The organism is Pedobacter jeongneungensis (assembly GCF_039538295.1).
Lineage (GTDB): Bacteria > Bacteroidota > Bacteroidia > Sphingobacteriales > Sphingobacteriaceae > Pedobacter > Pedobacter jeongneungensis.
This window is the reverse complement of record NZ_BAABBY010000005.1, coordinates 254623-276289: the sequence shown is the minus strand read 5'-3', so window position 1 is coordinate 276289 and position 21667 is coordinate 254623. Positions and strand designations below refer to the sequence as shown.

At 39.5% G+C, this 21667-nt stretch carries 19 protein-coding genes; 13 read left to right on the top strand and 6 right to left on the bottom strand.

Annotated features, from left to right (window positions below):
• Positions 1 to 16: 16 nt before the first annotated feature.
• Positions 17 to 3127 carry a SusC/RagA family TonB-linked outer membrane protein gene (locus tag ABD769_RS11490; protein WP_344851554.1) on the bottom strand — a complete coding sequence of 1037 codons (3111 nt, stop codon included), beginning with the start codon at positions 3125 to 3127 and terminating at the stop codon, positions 17 to 19.
• 281 nt (positions 3128 to 3408) lie between these two features.
• Between ABD769_RS11490 and ABD769_RS11485 the strand changes: the two genes are divergently transcribed.
• Positions 3409 to 4056 carry a hypothetical protein gene (locus ABD769_RS11485; RefSeq protein WP_344851553.1) on the top strand — a complete coding sequence of 216 codons (648 nt, stop codon included), beginning with the start codon at positions 3409 to 3411 and terminating at the stop codon, positions 4054 to 4056.
• A gap of 18 nt (positions 4057 to 4074) precedes the next feature.
• Here ABD769_RS11485 and ABD769_RS11480 read toward each other — a convergent pair whose 3' ends face one another.
• Complete coding sequence (locus tag ABD769_RS11480; protein ID WP_344851552.1) at positions 4075 to 4530, bottom strand: nuclear transport factor 2 family protein; 456 nt, start codon at positions 4528 to 4530, stop codon at positions 4075 to 4077.
• Positions 4531 to 4780: 250 nt separating this feature from the next.
• On the opposite strand from ABD769_RS11480, the gene ABD769_RS11475 reads away from it, so the two are divergent.
• The 7 genes from ABD769_RS11475 (at position 4781) to ABD769_RS11445 (ending at position 11063) form a co-directional block, all read left to right on the top strand.
• Positions 4781 to 6184: a tetratricopeptide repeat protein gene (locus tag ABD769_RS11475; RefSeq protein ID WP_344851551.1), complete on the top strand. Its 1404-nt coding sequence runs from the start codon at positions 4781 to 4783 to the stop codon at positions 6182 to 6184.
• Between the two features lie 60 nt (positions 6185 to 6244).
• Entirely contained in the window at positions 6245 to 7012 is a 768-nt protein-coding gene (locus ABD769_RS11470; protein ID WP_344851550.1) for a phosphosulfolactate synthase, read from the top strand.
• Between the two features lie 210 nt (positions 7013 to 7222).
• Positions 7223 to 7966: a shikimate dehydrogenase family protein gene (locus ABD769_RS11465; RefSeq protein ID WP_344851549.1), complete on the top strand. Its 744-nt coding sequence runs from the start codon at positions 7223 to 7225 to the stop codon at positions 7964 to 7966.
• Between the two features lie 75 nt (positions 7967 to 8041).
• Positions 8042 to 8629: a gliding motility lipoprotein GldD gene (gene gldD, locus ABD769_RS11460; RefSeq protein ID WP_344851548.1), complete on the top strand. Its 588-nt coding sequence runs from the start codon at positions 8042 to 8044 to the stop codon at positions 8627 to 8629.
• 36 nt (positions 8630 to 8665) lie between these two features.
• On the top strand, positions 8666 to 9304 hold the full coding sequence (locus ABD769_RS11455) for an MBL fold metallo-hydrolase (protein ID WP_344851547.1): 639 nt from the start codon (positions 8666 to 8668) through the stop codon (positions 9302 to 9304).
• Between the two features lie 141 nt (positions 9305 to 9445).
• Positions 9446 to 10678 carry an ABC transporter permease gene (locus tag ABD769_RS11450; protein WP_344851546.1) on the top strand — a complete coding sequence of 411 codons (1233 nt, stop codon included), beginning with the start codon at positions 9446 to 9448 and terminating at the stop codon, positions 10676 to 10678.
• Between the two features lies 1 nt (position 10679).
• Positions 10680 to 11063, top strand: a complete 384-nt coding sequence (locus tag ABD769_RS11445) for a hypothetical protein (protein ID WP_344851545.1) — start codon at positions 10680 to 10682, stop codon at positions 11061 to 11063.
• Between the two features lie 395 nt (positions 11064 to 11458).
• On the opposite strand, the gene ABD769_RS11440 is transcribed toward ABD769_RS11445, so the two are convergent.
• From ABD769_RS11440 to ABD769_RS11430, 3 genes are all read right to left on the bottom strand, one after another.
• Positions 11459 to 13135, bottom strand: coding sequence for a sodium/sugar symporter (locus ABD769_RS11440; RefSeq protein ID WP_344851544.1), 1677 nt, complete (start codon positions 13133 to 13135; stop codon positions 11459 to 11461).
• Positions 13136 to 13338: 203 nt separating this feature from the next.
• On the bottom strand, positions 13339 to 14670 hold the full coding sequence (xylA, locus tag ABD769_RS11435; RefSeq protein WP_344851543.1) for a xylose isomerase: 1332 nt from the start codon (positions 14668 to 14670) through the stop codon (positions 13339 to 13341).
• Positions 14671 to 14780: 110 nt separating this feature from the next.
• The gene (locus ABD769_RS11430) at positions 14781 to 16262 is read right to left on the bottom strand and encodes a xylulokinase (RefSeq protein ID WP_344851542.1); all 1482 of its coding nucleotides are present in this window, start codon (positions 16260 to 16262) and stop codon (positions 14781 to 14783) included.
• Positions 16263 to 16444: 182 nt separating this feature from the next.
• Here ABD769_RS11430 and ABD769_RS11425 point away from each other — a divergent pair, with 182 nt between their 5' ends.
• The 4 genes from ABD769_RS11425 (at position 16445) to ABD769_RS11410 (ending at position 18945) form a co-directional block, all read left to right on the top strand.
• Positions 16445 to 16780 carry a tRNA-binding protein gene (locus tag ABD769_RS11425; RefSeq protein ID WP_108201322.1) on the top strand — a complete coding sequence of 112 codons (336 nt, stop codon included), beginning with the start codon at positions 16445 to 16447 and terminating at the stop codon, positions 16778 to 16780.
• A gap of 271 nt (positions 16781 to 17051) precedes the next feature.
• Positions 17052 to 17519, top strand: a complete 468-nt coding sequence (locus tag ABD769_RS11420) for a nucleoside deaminase (RefSeq protein ID WP_344851540.1) — start codon at positions 17052 to 17054, stop codon at positions 17517 to 17519.
• Positions 17520 to 17776: 257 nt separating this feature from the next.
• The gene (locus tag ABD769_RS11415) at positions 17777 to 18385 is read left to right on the top strand and encodes a superoxide dismutase (protein WP_223191005.1); all 609 of its coding nucleotides are present in this window, start codon (positions 17777 to 17779) and stop codon (positions 18383 to 18385) included.
• Between the two features lie 98 nt (positions 18386 to 18483).
• Positions 18484 to 18945, top strand: coding sequence for a hypothetical protein (locus tag ABD769_RS11410; protein WP_344851539.1), 462 nt, complete (start codon positions 18484 to 18486; stop codon positions 18943 to 18945).
• Positions 18946 to 19331: 386 nt separating this feature from the next.
• Here ABD769_RS11410 and ABD769_RS11405 read toward each other — a convergent pair whose 3' ends face one another.
• Positions 19332 to 20264: a hydrogen peroxide-inducible genes activator gene (locus ABD769_RS11405; RefSeq protein ID WP_344851538.1), complete on the bottom strand. Its 933-nt coding sequence runs from the start codon at positions 20262 to 20264 to the stop codon at positions 19332 to 19334.
• A gap of 229 nt (positions 20265 to 20493) precedes the next feature.
• Between ABD769_RS11405 and ABD769_RS11400 the strand changes: the two genes are divergently transcribed.
• Positions 20494 to 21621, top strand: a complete 1128-nt coding sequence (locus tag ABD769_RS11400) for a glycoside hydrolase family 130 protein (protein WP_344851537.1) — start codon at positions 20494 to 20496, stop codon at positions 21619 to 21621.
• Positions 21622 to 21667: the final 46 nt, after the last annotated feature.

Here is a 21667-nt window from a genome sequence, read left to right as displayed (position 1 = left end):
TTTTTTTCGTTAATCGTTAAAAGCCAATTGTTGCGGTAAAACCATAAATACGGGTTGGAGGCGTTTGATTAAGGTTATTAACACCCTGCGCATTTCCTGTGCCTACGTTAATTTCCGGATCGGTGTAAATATTATCGCTCGGACGGAACATAAACAAGTTTCTTCCGATGAGCGCTATACTCGCATTTTTAATAAATTTAGCCTTGCTCTGTAACCACTGGCCTGGCACCTGGTAAGCCAAAGAAAGCTCTCTGATTTTCCAGAATGCAGCACTCATTACATAGTTAGAAGCCGTGTTTGTACGGATACCATCCGACCAGAAAGAGCCATTGCCCTGTATAGTTGTGGTATTGGTGTTAGGCACAAATACCCCTGGCGATGTTTCTATAACTGAATTTGGATAAATAAACCGCTCACGTCCGGCCTCTCCTGAAGTGTAACTGATACCGGCAAAATCAAGCGTTCCGGCAAAACTATTGTAAAACACGTTACCACTACGGTATTCGGCTACACCCGAAAGGGTAAAGTTTTTAAAGGTAAAACTGGTGTTGATACCTAAAACATGACTGGGGTTGGTTTGTCCGAAATCTTTATTGATCGGATTAGAAAGTGGCAGTCCGGTATTGGCATCAACAATAACACGCCCCTGCGGATCTGTTTGATAAGTACTAACCTGTAAAGAAGGGAAACTCTGGCCAACCACAATATAGTTGTTATCGCCAATTCCCAATTGATTTTGGCCCTGATATAATGATAGAACTTTATTGGTGTTATAAGAATAGTTTACACCAACGTTCCACCTAAATCCATTGGCCAAACCAATAACGGGAGCAGCGTTTAAACTGAACTCAATCCCTTTATTTTGTCCCTCACCAGTATTGATAACTGCACTGGTATAACCGGTTGTGCCTGATAAATCGATACCGTTAATAATCTCCTGATCTTTTGTATTCTGAAGGTATGCAGAAGTTTCTAAAGTAATCCGGTTATTCAGGAAACCGATATCAACACCAATCTCTTTCGAAATTGTGTGTTCCGGTTTCAGGTTTGGATCAAATAATTTGTTATCTATCGAATAACCTGCCGTACCACCATAAGGGAAGTTTCCTGCAGGACTAATTGTAGAAATGATATTGTAAGGATCAACCTGTACCGCATATACTTTAGAAATACCTCCGCGGAGTTTCAAATTGCTGATTACCTTACTCTCTTTTAAAGCTGGTATAGCATCGGTAAGGGTTATGGCAGCATCAATTGCGGGGTAAAAAAATGAACGGTTGCTTGCCGCTAGCCTTGAATCCCAGTCGTTTCGGCCCGATACGTGGATGGTTAAAAAATCGTTATACGTAGCGGTGAAATCACCAAAAACACCCAGTTGTCTAGAATTTCGCTCCGTTTCCGAACCTACAATCTCACCAGTACGATTATTGATATTGAAAAGGTTATCTACCACCAGGTTAGAACCCGATTGCGACATGTACTTATAATTTTTCTGAATCACCTGGGCACCGCCAATTAAAGTAAATTTAAATTGGTTAAACGTTTTAGTGGCTGTTGCAAGAAAATCGCCTGTGTACCTGCTTTCAAATTCATTGTAATCGGTTACCGATGATTTAGTGTATTGCGTTGCAGCTGCTGCCTTGCCTGAGTTGTGAGCAAAATCTGAATAGGTATAGGCATAATTTTTATTTTTTCCCTGCGTATTCTTGCTGCTGAAACCACCCCTGGCCAATAAGCTCAGCCAATCAACCGGCTTATAAGTAAAAGAAATATTACCCAGCAAATCGTCTCTTCTCTCATTATTACGGTTTTGTTGTAAACCAAAATACGGGTTGTTATAATAATCGTTATAATAATCGTTCGGATTGCCATATTTAGAGGTTACATCACTATACTCTGTTAATGGTACGTTACCCGGCGTGTTAATTACATTATTATACACCTGGTTGTTACTTTTATCATAATTTCTTTGTGTGTAGTTGAACGAGTAATCGGCTAAAAATTTATTCAGCTTACGGGTTCCGTTAATGCGGATTGCCGTTCTGTTCGATTTATCGCCAGGAACATAACCCTTACTGTTTACGCGCTGTAAATTGATATACGTGGTTCCGCTTTCATTTCCGCCCGAATAGGTAAGGTCGTTCTGCTCATCAATACCGGTTTCGAAGAAATTTTCTTTCTCACCATCTTTATAGGAATAAGGAACCATCTGGTAGGTACCATCTTCCAATACCCGGCCCAGTGGCCTGAGGCTTCCATCAAAGCGATCGCCGAAAGTCTGGTTTTCGAAAGGCGTGTACAAACCAAATCCAAAATCATCCTGATTTGTTCCCCCTCCAAACTCCGTTTGCAGCTTTGGAAAGTAGCTTAAACGATTTAGTAAAGTAGAATTAGTATAGGTGATGCCTCCTCCGTCAGAAGATCCCCTCTTGGTGCTCACAATAATTACACCGTTCGAAGCATCAGAACCATAAAGCGCTGCAGCATTAGCACCTTTTAAAATGTTTACATTGTCAATATCGTTCGGGTTAATCGAATTTAACTGACTCAAAGGCACAATAATACCATCCAATACCAAAAGGGCCTGGTTGTTCCCTGTAAATGAGCGGTTACCACGCAATACAACCCTTACCTGATCGCCGGCATCGATCTGGTTGTTTGCCTGGTTAATCTGTAAACCGGCAACCTTTCCTGATAAACCGGTGGCAAGGTTGGTTGGCCTGCTTGCGGTTAATGCTTTACCGGTTACCTGCTGCGTTGCATAACCGATTTCTTTTGGCTTACGTTTAATACCCAATGCGGTAGAAATGGTAACCTCACTTAAAGTTTTTGAATCGGGCTCTAAACTAACAACGAGGTTAGATTGTGTACCAACTGTAATTTCTTTAGGTAAAGACCCAAGGTAGGCGAACTGGAGAACATCATTCGGACTAACGTTGATGGTAAATTTACCATCGGAGCCTGTTGTGGTGGCTTTTTTTGTATCCTTTACACGGATAGTTACCCCTGGAAGCGGAAGGCCATCATTAGATGCAACTACTTTACCAGTAATATTTTTACTTTGAGCATTGGTTTCTGTAATGCCGCAAAATAAAAATATGAATAAACACAGTACGAGTTTTTTCATAGTTTTTAGAAGTTAGTTTAAGTTAATAATCCCCGAATTACAGTTATTTTTATCAATAAATCAAAAAAAACATCATTTATATTAAAAATAGTATAAATTGCATTTAAAATAGATCTAAATTGTTTTAGTAATTCTTAATAAGTACAATTTCAAACTAAAAAAACAGTAGATTTTTGATAAAAAATAAATAAAAAACAGAAATCCAGAAACATTAATAATTTTAAAGCCTTAATTGCGCAATAAAGCTTTCTATTTTCTAAATTTTAACTAAAAAAAACAATATGAAAAACCTCATTTTCCTTTTTTTTCTAACCACTCAGGCAATTTTTGCTTTTGCACAAAATGTAACAGTTGGTCCAAGCGCCAAGCCGCTGTTAAAGTCAGTAACAAAAAATCCAACAGAAGGCAGTCCATACTTTAACAACAGGTATGCTAACGGCAAAATAAAAACCGTGAGCCAGAAGGAATTTAACGTAAAAGATTTACGCTATAATTTAGAAACGCAGCAACTAGAATATACTGAGAATAATAATATTTATGCCATTCAGGATTCGGTTCAGTCATTCACCCTGGTCGATTCGCTTGGCAAATCTCATACATTTAATAAATCAGGTGCTGATCATACCAATAATTTCTACGAAACAGTGGCCGATGGAAGCGTTGCGCTGCTTAAACAATACACAGTGAAAAAAGAGGCAACAGAAGATTGGTACACCAAAAAAAAGGCTAATAAAATGGTTCAGCAAAGCAATTATTTTACCAATAAAGGTGGGGTGGTTCAGAAATTTACGCCATCAGCAAAAAATGTTACAACCGTTTTAGGCGATAAAAAAGACGAAATATCCACTTTTATCAAAAATGAACAGCTCGACCTGAAACAAGAGGAGGATTTGATTAAAGTATTCAACTTTTACAATAAACCAAATTAAGTGGAAAAAGGAAATAAATTAATTGCAGTTATCCTTTCTCCGCGTATCAATAATGTAAACAATCTGCCAGCCTTTATCTCCCTTTACCAATTGAAAGGAATTAACCCCGCAATGGCTAAATTTTTCACCTACATAAAATTTATAATCTGTCCATACTGCAGCCAGTGGCCCATCAATTAATATTTTGCTGAATACAATACGCTCATCATACACTTCTTTGTGCGGCGTGCCGGTCAGCTTAACAAAATCATCGACCGATTCTGTCCTAACACTTACTTTTCCATCCTTGCTTACAATGGTTTGCATCACCGCGCCGGTTGCAAAGGCCGATCTGGTTAAAGTGCTGTCGCCTGTTTTCATACCGGCAAACAAATGGTTTATAGCTTCCTTAACAGCGCTTTCTTCGTTATTTTGTGCCAGAACATGTGTAGTAAAACCCGATAAAAACAGGGCAAAAGTGATCAATCCTTTCATGACTTCATAATTACGTATATCCCATAAATTTATAGTATTTTTGTAAAAGAAGGGAAAAGGAACCGCGATGTTGCAAAAAATCTGTCGATTATCCACACATCTTAACCACAGTTAATACACTTTATATTCAGCCATTTACGCTGTTTAAGCTTATTGATGTTAATAATTATTTTAAAAACGGATTATTTAAATTGGTAAACTTATAATGTGTTTTTCTGCTAATTGGCACGGTTCTTTAATAGTATAATATATGGAAGAAGAATTCTTTTTTGAATCCAACGAAGACGCACAACGCTCGGTAGAACGTTACGAAGAAATGCTCCGCAATCAGGACCAGTATTTTTTCGATGCAGGCGCTTTTGAATACATTGTAGATTTTTACATCGAGAAAAATGATCCGGTCAAAGCTTTGCAGGTAGTTGATTTTGCAATTAGTCAGCACCCTTATGCAACTGTTTTTTTAATTAAACAGGCTCATCTTTACATTTTAACCAACAACCACGAACAGGCTTTTATTGCTTTACAAAAGGCTGAACTTTTAGAACCATCAGAACCGGATATTTACCTGCTTCGCGGTAATATTTTTCAGAACACCGAACGTTATGACGAGGCTTTGGAAAATTATGAAAAAGCTTTAGGCCTTGCCGAAAGCACGGATGAGATTTTATTGCAGATGGCTTATGTATATCAAAGCATGGGCGATTATGAAAGTGCCATTACCTATATTAAGCTCAGTTTAGAGCAGAATATGGAAAACCAGGATGGTTTATACGAACTGGCTTTTTGCTACGATGTTTTAGACAAGCAGGAAGAAAGCATTAAGTTTTACCAGCAATATATCGATACCGACCCCTATTCGTATGCGGCATGGTATAACCTGGGCAATAGTTTCCACAAACTGAATCTTTTCGAAAAAGCAATTGATGCTTACGATTATGCCATTTTAATTAAAGAAGATTTCAGTTCGGCTTATTTCAATAAAGGGAATGCTTTGGTGCAGCTGGATAAATACGATGAGGCCATTGAAGTTTATAAACAGACTTTCGAATATGAACCACCTAATGCCGATACTTATTGTGCCATTGGGGAGTGTTACGAAAAGCTGGAAAAAATGGATGAGGCACGTTCTTATTATAAAAAATCGGTAAAAATGGACCCCAAAATGGCTGATGCCTGGTTTGGGATCGGTGTTACGCTGAATTTTGAGGAACGTTATTTCGAATCCTTACATTTTTATAAAAAAGCAATTGATTTAGAGGCTGAAAATCCTGATTTCTGGTTCGCCATGGCCGATGCTTATTATAAATTAGGCCAGATTGATGAATCGATTGAAGCCTACGAAAAAGTACTGGAGTTTAATCCAATGGATATCGAAGCCTGGCTGGATTTTAGTACCGTGCTTTACGAACAGGGAAAACTGCTTGAGGCATCAGAAACAATGGCCGAGGCAATCAAAAATAACCCTGAGGCTGCCGAGCTTTACTACCGCATGGTAGCCTATCTTTTTGCCATGGGCAATTATAGCGATGCGCTGGGATACCTGGAAACAGCTTTAACAACCGACCCTGACAAACATTATATTTTGTTTGAATATTTACCGCAATTGCAGGATAATAGTGCCATTTTGAACGTTATAAACAGATATATAAGGTAATGACCTTGTGAGAAAAATTTAACAAATAAATCTCAAAATTTTTTTCACTTTTGTACGCATATGAATTATCCATTATTAAACGTTCCCGAACGTCCAGCTAAACCACGCCAAAAAGGCTTAACAATGGTTATGGATAAGGGATTGAGCCTACGCCAGGTAGAAGATTTTATTGAAGTTGCCGGTGTACATACAGATATCGTAAAATTAGGCTGGGCTACCTCACACGTAACACCAAACCTTAAAGAAAAATTAGCTTTATATAAAAGTGCCGGCATCCCAACCTATTTCGGAGGAACCTTATTTGAAGCCTTTATCATCCGCAACCAGTTTGCAGATTATCAGCGCGTTTTAGACCAGTACGGAATGGAATATGCAGAAGTTTCTGATGGATCGATCGAAATTGAGCATGATAAAAAATGTGAATTTATCCGTGAACTTTCTAAACAGGTAACGGTAATTTCTGAAGTGGGCAGTAAAGATGCGGCTAAAATATTTGCACCATACAAGTGGATTAAATTAATGCAGGCCGAAATCGAAGCCGGCTCGTGGAAAGTTATTGCTGAAGCCCGCGAAGGTGGTAACGTAGGTATTTACCGTGGAAGCGGCGAAGTACGCGAAGGTTTGGTTGATGAAATTTTAACCCAGATTCCTGAAGAAACCATTATCTGGGAGGCCCCTCAAAAAGAACAACAGGTTTGGTTTATCAAATTAATCGGCAGCAATGTAAACCTGGGCAATATTGCCCCTGCAGAAGTTATTCCGTTAGAAACCATCCGTTTGGGTTTACGTGGAGATACTTTCGATTATTTCCTGAACCAGGTAAAATAAAGACAAAAATCGTTATTGCGAGGCAATATTATTAAGTTAAGATTTTTTAACCCAGATGCACAGAGATAAACACGGATTTTATATCTGTGCGCATCCTCTTTATCTGTGGTTAAATTATTTTTACCTGTGCCCGCCAATGGCTTACTTAATAACATTGCATAGCAGGGCATATTTAAATAAACCTGTAAGGTTTTGCTTATTTACATCAATATGAAAACATACGGCTTAATCGGATATCCTTTATCACATTCTTTCTCTAAAAAATATTTTACCGAAAAGTTTTTAAATGAAGGCATCGCCGGTCATCAATACGAGCTTTTCCCCATTGAAGATATCAAATCGCTGCCCGATCTTTTAAGCGAAAACCCATCACTTTGTGGCTTAAACGTAACCATACCGCATAAGGTAAATGTGCTTTGCTACTTAAACGAAGTAGATGAGGCTGCAGAAAAAATTGGTGCGGTAAACTGCATTTCTATTAAAAGTTTTGAAGGCGAAAATTATTTAAAAGGTTACAATACCGATGCCTATGGTTTTGAAGCATCACTAACCCCCTTGTTAGGGCCACAACATACCAAAGCATTGGTTTTTGGTGATGGAGGAGCAGCCAAAGCGGTAAAATACGTTTTAGAAAAACTGAATATCGAATACCAGGTGGTGGTACGCAAAGCGGTTGATGGTGCTATTTTATATGCAGAGGTTACACCTGAAATTTTGGCTTCGCACAAATTATTGATCAACACCACGCCATTGGGAATGTCGCCAAATATTGATACCTTTCCTGAAATTGATTATTCGCAGCTCGGGACTGAACACCTGGCTTACGATCTGGTTTACAACCCGTTAGAAACTACATTTCTGGCAAAAGCAGCAGCACAGGGCGCAGCGATCAAAAACGGCCTGGAAATGTTATACAAACAGGCCGAAAAAGCCTGGGCAATATGGAATAAATAGTTTAACTGATCGTTATTGCAGGGAGGAACGACAGCCAGTCCCGAATTTGGGGTAAGCAATCTTTGATTGAATGTTATGAAATTAAAACAACTCATTTTTTTACCCTTTGTATTGCTTTTATGCATAACAGCCTGCCAAAACCACGATTACAGCCCTAAACCTAAAGCTTATTTCAGGATTGTTTTCCCTGAAAAAAAATATACCAATTTTACCGAGCCCGTTCCCTTTAGCTTTGAATATCCAATTTACGCAACAGTAGAGCAGGATCAGAGCCGCGACGCCAGAAAGAACTGGTATAACCTTCATTTTAAACAGTTTAACGGCTTTTTGCACTTAACCTATTACGATGTATCGGGCAAGGGCGAATACGATGAAATGGTGGAAGATGCCCGCAAACTTGCTTTTAAACATACCATAAAGGCAAGTGCCATCGATCAAAAAATAATTAATTATCCCAGCCGCAAGGTATATGGCATTTATTACGCTATTGAGGGTAATACCGCATCATCCGTACAGTTTTTTTTAACCGATAGTGCCAAACATTATTTTAGGGGTGCACTGTATTTTAACGAGCGACCACAATACGATTCGATAGCACCCGTTGTTAACTTTATTAAAAAAGATATCGATACCTTAATTGCCACCTTTATGTGGAAAAATTAACTTCACCTGATGGCTACCAGATCTTTCTAAAAATATATGATTACAGTAAAAACCTTCACCTTTAACGCTTACAGCGAAAATACCTATCTGCTTTACGATGAAACCAAAGAATGTGTCATTATCGACCCGGGCATGTACGAAGGTTATGAGCAGAATGAACTGACGGCATTTATTAAACAGGAAAACCTTAAACCTGTATTATTATTAAACACGCACTGCCACCTCGACCATGTTTTTGGCAATAAATTCGTTTTTGATACTTACGGTTTAAAACCACAGTTTCATCAAGGCGAATTACCGATTTTAAATGCAATTCCCGGTTATGCTCCTTCAATGGGCTTTACCCGATACGAGGTTTCGCCGCAGCCAGACACTTTTTTGCCTGAAACCGGAACCATATCTTTTGGCAAGAGCACTTTAAGCTTAATTTTTGCACCCGGCCACTCACCTGCACATTTATGCTTTTACAGCGCAGCCGATCACATTTTAATGGGAGGCGATGTCCTTTTTTATGGCAGTATTGGCCGTACTGATCTTCCGGGAGGCAACCACCAGCAATTAATTCAAAACATTTCGGATAAACTTTTTGTATTACCTGATGAAACCAAAGTGTACCCTGGCCACGGACCAGCTACCACCATCGGTTTCGAAAAACAACATAACCCGTTTTTTTAAGGTATGATGGATAATGAAGATGGTAAATGTAAGATGTTAAATGGATAATGGAATATTGATCTTTCATTTTACATCTGCTATATTAAGTGTCCATCATAGCTCTTCCATCTTACATAGTACATTTTACCTATCTTTACCGCTGTGAATACATCGTTTTATATTGCCAAAAGATATCTTTTTGCCAAAAAATCTACCAATGCCATTAACCTGATATCGGGCATATCTATGGTGGGCGTAATGGTGGGCAGCGCAGCATTAATTATCATCCTTTCGGTATTTAACGGTTTAGAAACGGTGGTTTTGAACATGTTCGATACCATTACCCCGCAAATTGCCATTACACCAGCTAAAGGCAAAACTTTCGATCCGAACACCCCTTACTTTAACCAGCTCAGAAAAAACAAAGCTGTTGCCGCTTTTACAGAGGTACTGCAAGAAAATGCCTTGTTAAAGTACAACAATAAACAGGCTGTTGGAATGGTTAAAGGGGTAAGTGCCGATTATTTAAAAAACACCAAATTAGACAGCACCATAAAAGAGGGCCATTTTATCCTCCATAACAAAAGCGGCAATAACGCCGTAATTGGTTCGGCGCTGCAAAGTTACCTGGCCGTAAATACGGTAGATCCTTTTACCGAACTGGAAATTTATTCGCCTAAAAAAGATATCGTGCCAAACAGCTTAAATCCTGCTGATGATTTTGTGGTAAAAAGCATCCGGGTTAGTGGCGTTTTTGAAGTACAGCAGGATTTTGACAATGGAATTATTGTCCCCCTTGATTTTGCCCGGGCATTGCTCGGTGAAGAAAAAAATGTGTCTGCAATTGAGATCAATCTACAGCCAGGTACGGATGTAGATGCCTTTCAAAAAGAGGTAATTGAAAAAGCCGGACAAGATTACGAGGTAAAGAACCAGGCCGAGCAGAATAAATCACTGTACCACATTTTAAATACCGAAAAATGGGCGGTATATATCATTCTCACTTTTATCCTGATAATTGCTATATTTAACATCATAGGGTCGTTAACCATGTTAGTAATCGATAAAGTGAAGGATGTTGCCATTCTGAGCAGTTTAGGTGCCGGTAAAAAATTAATCAAACGTATATTCTTATTTGAGGGCATGATGATTACCATGTCGGGCTGCGTATTGGGTTTAATTATTGGCCTCATTTTTTACTATTTTCAGCACACTTACGGCCTGATTAAAATGGGCGAAGAAAATAAAACTTTGGTAAGTTCTTATCCTATAGGCTTAAAATGGAAAGATTTCATTTTAGTTTTCTTTACCGTAGGAATCTTCTCATTTTTGGCATCGGCTTTGTCCTCCAATTTAAGTGTAAAAAAGATCGATCAAATTAATCAATCCATATAAAATGAAGTTAGTTAAACAAGCAATTGTATTCGTTGTGCTCCTTGGCGTGGCCATTACAGCTTGTAATAGAAACGATAAAGCCGAGGGAGAAAAAAGTAACCTGAAAATTGTTAAAGGTTTGTATAGCTTTGGACCAGAAATGAAATCTTTTACACTTTGCGAAGATACCCGCGATTATTGGGTTACCGACAGCGTAAAAAATTTAGAGCTGGCATATAGCAATTTAGGTTTCGAAAAGCCTTACGAGCCGGTATATGTAGAGTTAGAAGGTTATTTCAAAAAAACCGATACCGCTACTGTTTCTGCCGATTTCGATTCTACCCTGGTGGTTACTAAAGTAATTAAAATCAGCAAAGAAATTCCTGACGGGCCTTGCGCGCAGTAAGCTATTGCCTTGTTTCGTATCGCCATGAAACAAATCACTTGTTCAATTTATTTTTTGCAGCGCAGTTGCATTGCTAATCGGATAAGGTAGTCCTGCTTTACGTTTCAAGTCCTCGCTGCGCTGTGGGCTTTACACTTCAATCAGGGCTAAGGAACCGAGGTCTATTGCTAAAACTTCTCTACACTGCAACCACAAATAGCAGCACCTTATTTGCCACCTAAACCTGATCGGAGTGGTTCCGGTTTTTCACCGGAAGGAACGGAGAGCAGGACTAAACCTCACCTAAACGATACTACATCTGCTTTCCAAAAAACAATACTATATTATCGGTTTCTGCTAAACAAAAAAAGCTTTCCGGTATCCCCGGAAAGCTTTAAAATATTTAAAAAGAAATTTTACCAGTAAATACCGTAAAGGGCTACCAATAATCCTATAATAATTAATGCACCAACCGCAAAACTGGTGGTGGTTTTAAACATTTTCGAATCGATTTCCAATCCTTTAGGGTTAACACCATTTTTATTCTCGAATAAACTGATAATCACCATACCGATGATACAGAATACGAATACAAAACCCATCCTGTCTAAGAAAGGGATTTCGTAAATGCCCGCACTGTTTTTAACCGAAAAGCCCATTCCAGATAACCAGGAAAGATCAGTCCAGCCCGGAAGGAATTTTAACAGCAAGGATAATCCGAAACCACCAATGGTAGCAAAAAGTGCTGCATTTGATGTAGCTCTTTTCCAGAAGAAACCCAGGATGAACATGGCAAAGATACCTGGCGATACAAAACCTGTGTACTCCTGAATGTATTGGAAGCCTCCTTTTTTATCGATACCTAAGTGAGGCGCAATTAAAACACCCAGCACCATGGCTACTACCACAGCAATTTTACCTATAAAAACGAGGTTCTTTTCAGAAGCATCAGTTTTTAATACTTTTTTATAAATATCTAAAGTAAAAATGGTTGCAATACTGTTTGCCTTACCTGCTAAAGAAGCCACAACCGCAGCGGTTAAAGCAGCGAAAGATAAACCTTTTAAACCTGCAGGCAATAAATTTAACAATACAGGATAGGCACGGTCTGGATTAACAGATCCGCCCTGCAACATTTCAGATTGGAAAGCACCATCTTTATACAATACATAAGCCGCAATACCGGGTAAAACCACAATAATTGGCATCAATAACTTTAAAAATGCAGCGAATAAAATACCTCCGCGGGCGGTTTTTAAATCGGCACCTAAAGCGCGCTGGGTAATGTACTGGTTACAGCCCCAATAGTTCAGGTTTACTATCCACATACCACCTACAAGCACGCTTAAACCCGGCAAATCGATATAGTTTTCATTATCAGGTTTTAAAATCATGTGGAAATGCTCAGATGCTTTTGAAGTCATTAAACTATAACCTTCAAAAATACCTGAGGTACCATAGTGGGTAGAAACCAGGTTTAAAGCCAGATAAGTTGTAGCTAATCCACCTAAAATCAGGAAAAACACCTGAATTACATCAGTATAACCAATCACTTTCATTCCACCCAGCGTAATCACGATGGCAAAAGCAGCAATGGCATACATACAGAAACTGAGATCAAAACCAGAGATACTGCTTACCGCCAATGCGCCTAAATAAAGGATTGAAGTTAAGTTTACCACTACATACAGCAATAACCAGAACACCGCCATAATCATGGCTACGGTTCCATTGTAACGCTGGTGCAAAAACTGGGGCATTGTAGCAATCTTATTTTTCAGGTACACCGGAATAAAGAAAACAGCAACAATTACCAGCGTAAGGGCAGCCATCCACTCGTAAGTTGCAATTGCCAGTCCCATCTTAAAGCCCGATCCGCTCATGCCGATAAATTGCTCGGCCGAAATATTTGATGCGATTAAAGATGCACCAATTGCCCACCAGGTAAGTGAACCTTCTGCCAGAAAATAATCTTTTGAGCCTGTGGATGCGGATTTTTTCTTATTGTAGATGTACAGACCGTAAGCAGCCACAATGACGAAGTAGATTGCAAATACAATGTAATCCTTCGTGTCCAATAAATTTTGTTTCATTAAAGTAATAGTGGTTATTTGGTTTAGAAAGTTAAATGTAATAAAATCAGGAAATAATATCCGCTTTTTTTTAAATTAAAAAATGTTAATGTGACGTTTATTATTTTGCGGAGCTTTGAAAAAGGTCATAAAATGCAAATGGTCTGTGAGGACACAGACCACGGGTATAAAGGTCTTCGACTACGCTCAGACTGACAAATCTTTTAAATGTATCTATTGATCAGGTTTTCCAGGTATTCCTGTTTTCCGCTGCGTACTTCGGGTTCGCCGTTTTCTGCAGCATAATTTCTCAAATCTTCTAAACTTAATTTACCCTGTTCAAATTCGGCTCCTTTACCAATATCAAAAGAAGCGTAACGGTCGGATCTGATTTTTTTGTAATCTGATTTTTGAAGAATGGCATCTGCCGTAATCAAGGCTCTGGCGAATATATCCATTCCACCTACATGCGCATAAAATAAATCTTTGGGGTCGGTAGAATTACGGCGGATTTTTGCATCAAAGTTTACACCACCACCTTGTAGTCCGCCACCTTCTAAAATGATCAGCATGGTTTCAGTTAATTCGTTAATATCGTTCGGAAACTGATCGGTATCCCAGCCATTCTGGTAATCGCCACGGTTGGCATCGATAGATCCTAATAAGCCATTATCAACCGCTACCTGCAATTCATGCTGAAAAGTATGACCGGCCAGCGTAGCGTGATTAACCTCCAGATTTAATTTGAAATCGGCCAGCAGATCGTATTGCTGCAAAAAGCCCTTAACGGTTGCTGCATCATAATCGTACTGGTGTTTTGATGGCTCGCATGGTTTCGGTTCGATGAAGAAAGTGCCTTTAAAGCCCTGTTTGCGCGCATAATCTTTAGCAGCATGTAAAAATTTAGCCAAATGCTCCTGCTCGCGTTTCATATTGGTGTTTAAAAGGCTCATGTAACCTTCACGTCCGCCCCAGAAAACATAATTTTCGCCACCCAGGGCAATTGTTGCATCTAAAGCGGCTTTAACCTGTGCGGCACCGTGAGCCAGTACGTGGAAATCGGGGTTGGTAGAGGCACCATTCATGTAACGTTTATGGCTGAACAGATTAGCTGTTCCCCAAAGTAATTTCACACCGCTTTCTGCCTGTTTTTGCTTGGCATACTCTACTAAGGTTTGCAGCCTGCTTTCGTTTTCGGCCACATCATCGGTATAGTCTACAACGTCCACATCATGGAAACAGTAATAAGGGATCTGCATTTTGGTTATAAACTCGAAAGCGGCATCCATTTTATCTTTAGCCCTTTCTATGGCATCTTTCTTTTCATCCCAGGGAAAAACATGTGTGGCACCACCAAAGGGATCGGAGCCATTGCCGTTAAACGAGTGCCAATACGCACAGGCAAATTTAAAGTGCTCGCTCATGGTTTTACCTGCTACCACTTTATTGGCATCGTACCACCTAAAGGCTAAAGGATTATCACTGGTTAAGCCTTCAAACTGAATTTGTTCGATGCCTTTAAAAAATTCTTTTGCTCCTGTTACTACTTTTGTCATGTGTTTTGTTTTTGGTTGATCTTTTCGTTGATGGTTTATTGGTTGATAGTTTATTGGATCATGATAATAAACTTATCTATGAACCATTAAAACATGAGCCATGAACCCGTTTATTTTGCTAATTCTTTTTCTAATATTACTTTCCAATCCTGATAAACTGGCTCGTATGCTGCTGAATTTTTGGGGTTTAACGTTTTAATCACTCCATGATTATTAAAAGCCTCTTCGGCACTGCTAAAAATACCCGCGCCAATGCCTGCACCCAAAGCGGCACCAACACTTCCGTCGTTTTCGTATAACTCGACAGGGATTCCGGTAACATCCACAAAAGTTTGGGCGAAAACCTCACTTAAAAACAAATTGGCCAGTCCGGCGCGGATTACCTTAGGTTCCATACCGTTCTCGCGCATAATATCCAAACCATAACGAAAAGCAAAGGCAATACCTTCCTGCACGGCCCTAAAAATATCGGCCTGGCTGTGGATGTTTAAATCGATGCCTAATAACTGCGCGCCTGTATATTTGTTGTTCAGCATCCTTTCGGCACCGTTACCAAATGGAAGTACTTTTAATCCGTTACTGCCTATTGGTGCTTCAGCCGCCAGGCCGTTCAATTCGGCGTAAGTAGATTGAGGTGCAAAAGTATGTTTGGCCCAGCGGTACATACTCCCCGTGCCGTTAATGCAAAGGAGCACGCCGGTATGTTTTTTTTCTGCTGAATAGGTTACATGTGCAAAGGTATTTACCCGTGATTGTTTATCGCAGGTAAGATCGCTGCTTACGCCATAAATTACTCCGGAGGTACCGGCAGTTGCAGCCACCTCGCCCGGTTTTAATACATTTAAAGAAAGTGCATTGTTGGGCTGATCGCCGGATTTGTAAGCAACCGGGATACCAGCAGTTAAGCCTAATAACGAAGCGATATCGGTTTTTAAATGACCATGCGCCGAGAACAATGGTTTTACTGTTGGGATAAGCTGCTCATTAATGCCATAATTGTTTAATACATCTTTAGAGATTTCGTGTTTCTCAAAATCCCATAAAATACCTTCAGACAGGGCAGAGATGCTGGTGGTAATTTCGCCGGTTAACTTCATGGCAATGAAATCGCCGGGCAGCATCATTTTATCAATTTTTTTATAGGTATCAGGCTCGTTTGTTTTTACCCAGGCCAGTTTCGAAGCGGTAAAATTACCCGGTGAATTTAACAGGTGTTTTAACGATTTATCGTGACCGATGGAATCAAAAGCATTATTGCCGAGTGCTACAGCCCTGCTATCGCACCAGATAATGCTATCGCGCAAAACCTCCTGATTTTTATCGACCACCACCAAACCATGCATCTGGTAGGCAATACCAATGGCTTTAATTTCTTTCGGATCAAATAAGCCTGCCGAATTTAATTTAAGTATGGCCTGCTGAACATTTTGCCACCACACATTTGGCGATTGTTCTGCCCAACCCGGTTGCAGTGATTTGATTGCGGTTTCCTCTTCCGGGTATTGAGCAGTGGCTACTTTTTTTTGAGTGGCAACATCAACAACTGCAACTTTTATGGATGAGGTACCTAAATCAATTCCTAATAAATACATGATTCAAAATTATTTTATATTTGGTTATGCAAACGGTTGCATAAAGATAGATGTAAAAATATAAAACGCAAATTTTTTATAAAATCGAGTTAAAATGAAAGCTATCTATTACCACAATTACTTGTTTTAACCATTCGAATGGTGAATAATTTATATTTTTGGGACATACGTTAAATTAAGTTATGGAACAGATTACCTGGGATGATTTTGAAAAAGTAGAATTAAGGGTGGGCACTATTTTAGAAGCCTTTGAATTTCCTGAAGCCCGCAGACCAGCCTATAAAGTGAAAGTAGATTTTGGAGAATTCGGCATAAAAATGAGTAGTGCACAGATTACCAAACATTATACCCTGGAAGAATTACCGGGGAAACAAATTGTTGGGGTAATTAATTTCCCAAAAAAGCAGATTGGTAAGTTCATGTCTGAATTTCTGGTTACCGGTTTTGCCGATGAAAACGGTGATATTGTATTAACTGCAGTGCAAAGCAAGGTACCGAATGGTAGTAAGCTGGTTTAGGAGCTTTAGGCCCGACTTCCGAAGTTGGTCAGCGTTTAGGCCTTTGAAAACTTCGGAAGTCTTCGCACAAACCTTTGTAAAATAGCCCTGATTGAAGCGGAAAGCCCGCAAGCGAGGAACGAGTGCGGACTTGAAGCGCAAAGCAGGACTGCAATAACCGATAAGCACTGAAAACGCGCTTCAAAAAATTATCTTTAGATTTCCGAATTCGCCTGCGCCATGCCTATTAGAAATTCCAGATTCTGGCTGCTTAAAACCCTATATTTGCCCTATGAGTTTTTACAATTTCGAAAATACCGACCCTGAAGAAGAAGACATCCATTACATGAAGCTTGCTTTGGAAGAAGCGAAAAAAGCTTTAGCTGAAGATGAGATTCCGATCGGCGCCATTGTGGTAAGTAAAAACCGGATTATTGGCAGGGGTTATAACCTCACCGAACGATTTAACGATGTAACTGCCCATGCCGAAATGCAGGCTTTTACCTCGGCAGCCCAAACCATTGGCGGCAAATATCTAAGGGATTGCACTTTATATGTAACCATCGAACCCTGCGTGATGTGTGCCGGCGCCAGCTATTGGACGCAAATTGGCCGTATTGTTTACGGTGCACGTGAGGAAAAAAGAGGCTTTATTTCGAAAAATGCAACTCTGCTCCATCCTAAAACGGTATTAAAGGGCGGCGTAATGGCAGAAGAATGCGGTGCGCTGATGAAGGGATTTTTTGCGAGGAAACGATAGATGCTTAGGCTTATTCGTTAATGGCTCATGGTATTATGGCTGATAGCCTTATAGCCAAAACTTCGTCTATATTCAAAAAACCATGAACCATGAACCAAAGAAAAACGATTTCCTCCTTAAACCTTCCAACATTAAAACCTTTAACACCATAACATTACCCGGGAAAACGATTTGATGATAATAACATGAACAAATCTTAACGTTCTAATGTTATATTTGCTACAAGAAACATTTTTAAATCTTAAAACATAAACATTATGGCTTTTGAATTACCTGCGTTACACTACGCAACCGATGCATTAGAACCGCATATTGATAAAACTACCATGGAAATCCACCATGATAAACACCATCAGGCTTACGTTACCAACTTAAACAAAGCGTTGGAAGGTAAACCAGAGGCGACTTCAAGCATCGAAGAAATTGTTAAAAACATTTCAAAATTCCCTGCTGCTGTTAGAAACAATGGTGGCGGTCACTATAACCACTCTTTGTTCTGGAACATTTTAGGCCCGAATAAAGGTGGTGAGCCAACCGGCGATTTAGCTAAAGCAATTAACGAAACTTTCGGATCGTTTGCTGAGCTTAAAACTAAATTACAGGAAGCTGGCGCTACGCGTTTCGGTTCGGGTTGGGCCTGGTTATCAGTTGGTGCTGATAAAAAACTTCAGGTTTCTTCTACTCCAAACCAGGATAACCCTTTAATGGATATTGCTGAAGTAAAAGGTACACCAATTTTAGGTATTGATGTTTGGGAACATGCATATTACTTAAAATACCAGAACAAACGCCCTGATTATTTAGCGGCAATCTGGAATGTAGTGAACTGGGATGCTGTTGCAGAACTTTACAAAAAAGCTTTGTAAGCTAATTCCAATAAAATTAAAAGAAAGTCCCGGTTAAAAATCGGGACTTTCTTGTTTTAAGATAATTAAGTAACTTCGCACCAATTAAAATATTCGAAATGAAAAGGCTTGTAATTTTATTTTTAATTGTTGTTAGTGTAAATGGGATGGTAAGTGCACAGCAGAACAAAATGCCTACACCTACAGAAATTGCACAAAAAAATGTAGATGATCTGGATAAAAGGTTAAAACTGAATGCTACGCAAAAAAGCGTAATCTATAGCTTTACTTTTAACCAGGCAAAAGAACAGGCCGATTTAATTAAAAGACAGCAAGCCGGAAACTCGCGCGAGGAGGATGTAGATAAATTTTATAAACTGCAGAACGAAACCACCAAAAATATCCGCAATGTGTTAAGACCCGAGCAACAGACTGAATACGATAAAGTTATAGAAGAACGTTTAAGCGGTAAAGGCCTGAAAGGCAAAAACAAGAAAAAGAAAAAAGGCGAGGAAGAAGAAGTGGAAAGCGACATTAAAGGCCTGCTTTCTGCCCCACCGGTTGAAAAACAAAACCAATAATAGTTAAATTAAGAAATGCCGGAAATAATCCTCGGATCTATAGTACTCGGGTTGTTATTATCTCCGCAGTTACTGGCTGGCTTTTTAGCGAAAAGAACCGGACGAAATTTTTGGTTCTGGTTTTTTATTTCTTTTTTAATCCCTATTATTTCGCTAATTATACTGATTTTTTTGGAAGATAAAAATCCTGAAGCCCAAAGCTATAAGCTGGCGGAGCATGTAGATAAGGATAAGGGGTTAGCTTCTGAGCTATAAAAAGTCGTCATCTCGACTGAAACGCAGTGAAATGGAGAGATCTATCGCGTCAGATTTAGCTTCGCTGAGCACTTACGTGGTTCTCGACTACGTTGTACTCCGCTCGAAATGACGATCGCGGGGCAAGAAGACTAAATCCCTACAATATCCTTTTTCTTTTTTTGCTTCATGGCTTTTGGGATGATTTCTAAAATCTCGTCTTTTAAAGCATTAAGCATCCGTTTTTTGATGAAGTTTTTATGGGTTACCAAACTGATCTCACGCACGGGTTCAGGAGATTTAAAATGACGGATTTTACTGGTTTGTTTGGCGTTTAACTCGGCAATGGCCAGTTCGGGTAGCAAGGTAGCGCCACCATTTAAATCAACCATTCGTACTAAAGTTTCTACACTTCCGGTATTATATTCCAAGCCTTGTAAACGATTGTTTTTTGTAGAACGGCAGATATTTAATACCTGGTTCCGCATGCAGTGACCTTCGTTTAGCAGCCAGATATTTTCGTCGTTCAGGTCTTCGGCATCTACCGCTTTCTTTTTATAAAGTTTGCTGTTTTTGCTAATGTAACTTACAAAGTTTTCGTAGTACAGCGGTGTTTCCGTAATGTTTTGATCGGTTAGTGGCGTAGCCAGTATCCCGCAATCCAACACACCTGTTTTTAAATGATGGATGATATCTTCGGTGGTATATTCCCAGATTAAAAGCTTTAATTCAGGATATTTTTCGAGCATGGCCGAAATTACTTCTGGCAGTAAATAAGGTGCAACTGTGGGAATAACCCCAATCCGCAATTCGCCTAAAACATCCTGCTGCTGGCTGCTGATGAGTTCTTTTATTTTACCGCTTTCCTGCAAAATAATCCTGGCCTGTGCAATAATCTGTGCTCCGATCTCCGTTGGACTTACAGGCTGTTTGCTCCTGTCGAAAATTTTAACGCTGATCAATTCTTCCAGTTTTTGCACCTGCATACTTAAGGTTGGCTGGGTAACAAAACATTTATCAGCAGCGGTTACAAAACTTCTGTAAGTATCAACTGCAACAATGTATTCAAGCTGAACTAAAGTCATATAGGTAAAATTGATTTATAATCTCAAAGATATCAATTTTAACTATAATAAAAAACGATCTGAGCTGGCTAGAAATAAAAGGCTGTTTTCGGGATAATCAAATGATGAAATTCTTCATGCATATGAGACGTTTAAACAAAAAATTGAATAGAATATGCAGGTGCTATTGACTTAATTAGCAATTATCTAACCCTCAATACTTACCAGATTAATTGGGTATATTAGCTTTATGAACAAAATCGCTTTACGCTTATTTCTTCTTGTCGTTTTTCTTCCGCTGGCCTCTGCAACAAATGCCCAGGCTATATTTCCTGAATGGGCACTAGGACCGTTTATCCGACCGGAAAATGTTAATCCCATTCTTTCGCCAAAAACCGAAAGTCTTTTCTTCGACCCGATGAGCAAACAAAAAATTGCCTGGGAAGCGGGTGATGTATTTAATCCGGCGGCTGCCGAATACAAAAATAAAATATATGTACTTTATCGCGGAGAAGACCGCTCAGGCATTGGTATCGGCAAGCGTACTTCGAGAATAGGCATTGCCGAAAGTAGTGATGGGATTATAATGAAAAGAAATCCCGAACCGGTGTTTTATCCTGATGAAGACAGTCAGAAAGCAGCCGAATGGCCGGGAGGTTGTGAAGACCCACGAATTGCGGTAACCAAAGAAGGATTGTATGTAATGCTTTATACACAGTGGAACCGCAATATATTTCGTTTGGCTGTAGCTACTTCAAGAGATTTAAAACACTGGACTAAACACGGTGCTGCGTTTAGTAAGGCTTATAATGGTAAATTTCGGGAGCTCAAATGTAAATCCGGTTCTATTGTAACCAAGGTAGAAAACGGAAAACAGGTAATTACCAAAATAAATGGTAAATATATGATGTACTGGGGAGAACGTTTCATGAATATTGCTACTTCGGTTGATCTTATTAACTGGGAGCCCTCCTTAAATGCAAAAGGCGATTTGGATTTAATTGTGCAACCCCGGAAAAATTATTTTGATAGCGACCTGACCGAATGCGGTCCACCGGCAATTGTTACCGACAAAGGTATTTTAGTTTTGTACAATGGTAAAAACAGGGGCGATGCCGAAAGAGATACCAATTACGTGGCCAATACCTATTCGGCGGGGCAGGTATTGTTCGATCTGAAAAATCCCTCAAAAGTGATAGCACGGCTCGATCAACCCTTTTTCGTGCCTACTGCACCTTTTGAAAAAAGTGGTCAATACCCGTCGGGTACAGTTTTTATCGAAGGACTGGTTTATTTCAAAAAGAAATGGTTTTTATATTACGGCTGTGCCGATAGCCAGGTGGCAGTAGCAATTTATGATCCTGCTGCTAAAAAATAAGGTGCAAATAAAAATGCGCAGGATAAAATCCTGCGCACCATTGTAA

What these genes read in the sequence shown, in the direction of transcription:
- ABD769_RS11415 (WP_223191005.1), top strand. Translation starts at nt 17,777, where the DNA reads ATGGCTTTTGAATTACCTGCGTTACACTACGCAACCGATGCATTAGAA.
- ABD769_RS11440 (WP_344851544.1), bottom strand. Translation starts at nt 13,135, where the DNA reads ATGAAACAAAATTTATTGGACACGAAGGATTACATTGTATTTGCAATC.
- ABD769_RS11410 (WP_344851539.1), top strand. Translation starts at nt 18,484, where the DNA reads ATGAAAAGGCTTGTAATTTTATTTTTAATTGTTGTTAGTGTAAATGGG.
- ABD769_RS11470 (WP_344851550.1), top strand. Translation starts at nt 6,245, where the DNA reads ATGAATTATCCATTATTAAACGTTCCCGAACGTCCAGCTAAACCACGC.
- ABD769_RS11405 (WP_344851538.1), bottom strand. Translation starts at nt 20,264, where the DNA reads ATGACTTTAGTTCAGCTTGAATACATTGTTGCAGTTGATACTTACAGA.
- ABD769_RS11445 (WP_344851545.1), top strand. Translation starts at nt 10,680, where the DNA reads ATGAAGTTAGTTAAACAAGCAATTGTATTCGTTGTGCTCCTTGGCGTG.
- ABD769_RS11465 (WP_344851549.1), top strand. Translation starts at nt 7,223, where the DNA reads ATGAAAACATACGGCTTAATCGGATATCCTTTATCACATTCTTTCTCT.
- ABD769_RS11480 (WP_344851552.1), bottom strand. Translation starts at nt 4,530, where the DNA reads ATGAAAGGATTGATCACTTTTGCCCTGTTTTTATCGGGTTTTACTACA.
- ABD769_RS11400 (WP_344851537.1), top strand. Translation starts at nt 20,494, where the DNA reads ATGAACAAAATCGCTTTACGCTTATTTCTTCTTGTCGTTTTTCTTCCG.
- ABD769_RS11425 (WP_108201322.1), top strand. Translation starts at nt 16,445, where the DNA reads ATGGAACAGATTACCTGGGATGATTTTGAAAAAGTAGAATTAAGGGTG.
- ABD769_RS11475 (WP_344851551.1), top strand. Translation starts at nt 4,781, where the DNA reads ATGGAAGAAGAATTCTTTTTTGAATCCAACGAAGACGCACAACGCTCG.
- ABD769_RS11420 (WP_344851540.1), top strand. Translation starts at nt 17,052, where the DNA reads ATGAGTTTTTACAATTTCGAAAATACCGACCCTGAAGAAGAAGACATC.
- ABD769_RS11490 (WP_344851554.1), bottom strand. Translation starts at nt 3,127, where the DNA reads ATGAAAAAACTCGTACTGTGTTTATTCATATTTTTATTTTGCGGCATT.
- xylA (WP_344851543.1), bottom strand. Translation starts at nt 14,670, where the DNA reads ATGACAAAAGTAGTAACAGGAGCAAAAGAATTTTTTAAAGGCATCGAA.
- ABD769_RS11430 (WP_344851542.1), bottom strand. Translation starts at nt 16,262, where the DNA reads ATGTATTTATTAGGAATTGATTTAGGTACCTCATCCATAAAAGTTGCA.
- ABD769_RS11455 (WP_344851547.1), top strand. Translation starts at nt 8,666, where the DNA reads ATGATTACAGTAAAAACCTTCACCTTTAACGCTTACAGCGAAAATACC.
- ABD769_RS11485 (WP_344851553.1), top strand. Translation starts at nt 3,409, where the DNA reads ATGAAAAACCTCATTTTCCTTTTTTTTCTAACCACTCAGGCAATTTTT.
- gldD (WP_344851548.1), top strand. Translation starts at nt 8,042, where the DNA reads ATGAAATTAAAACAACTCATTTTTTTACCCTTTGTATTGCTTTTATGC.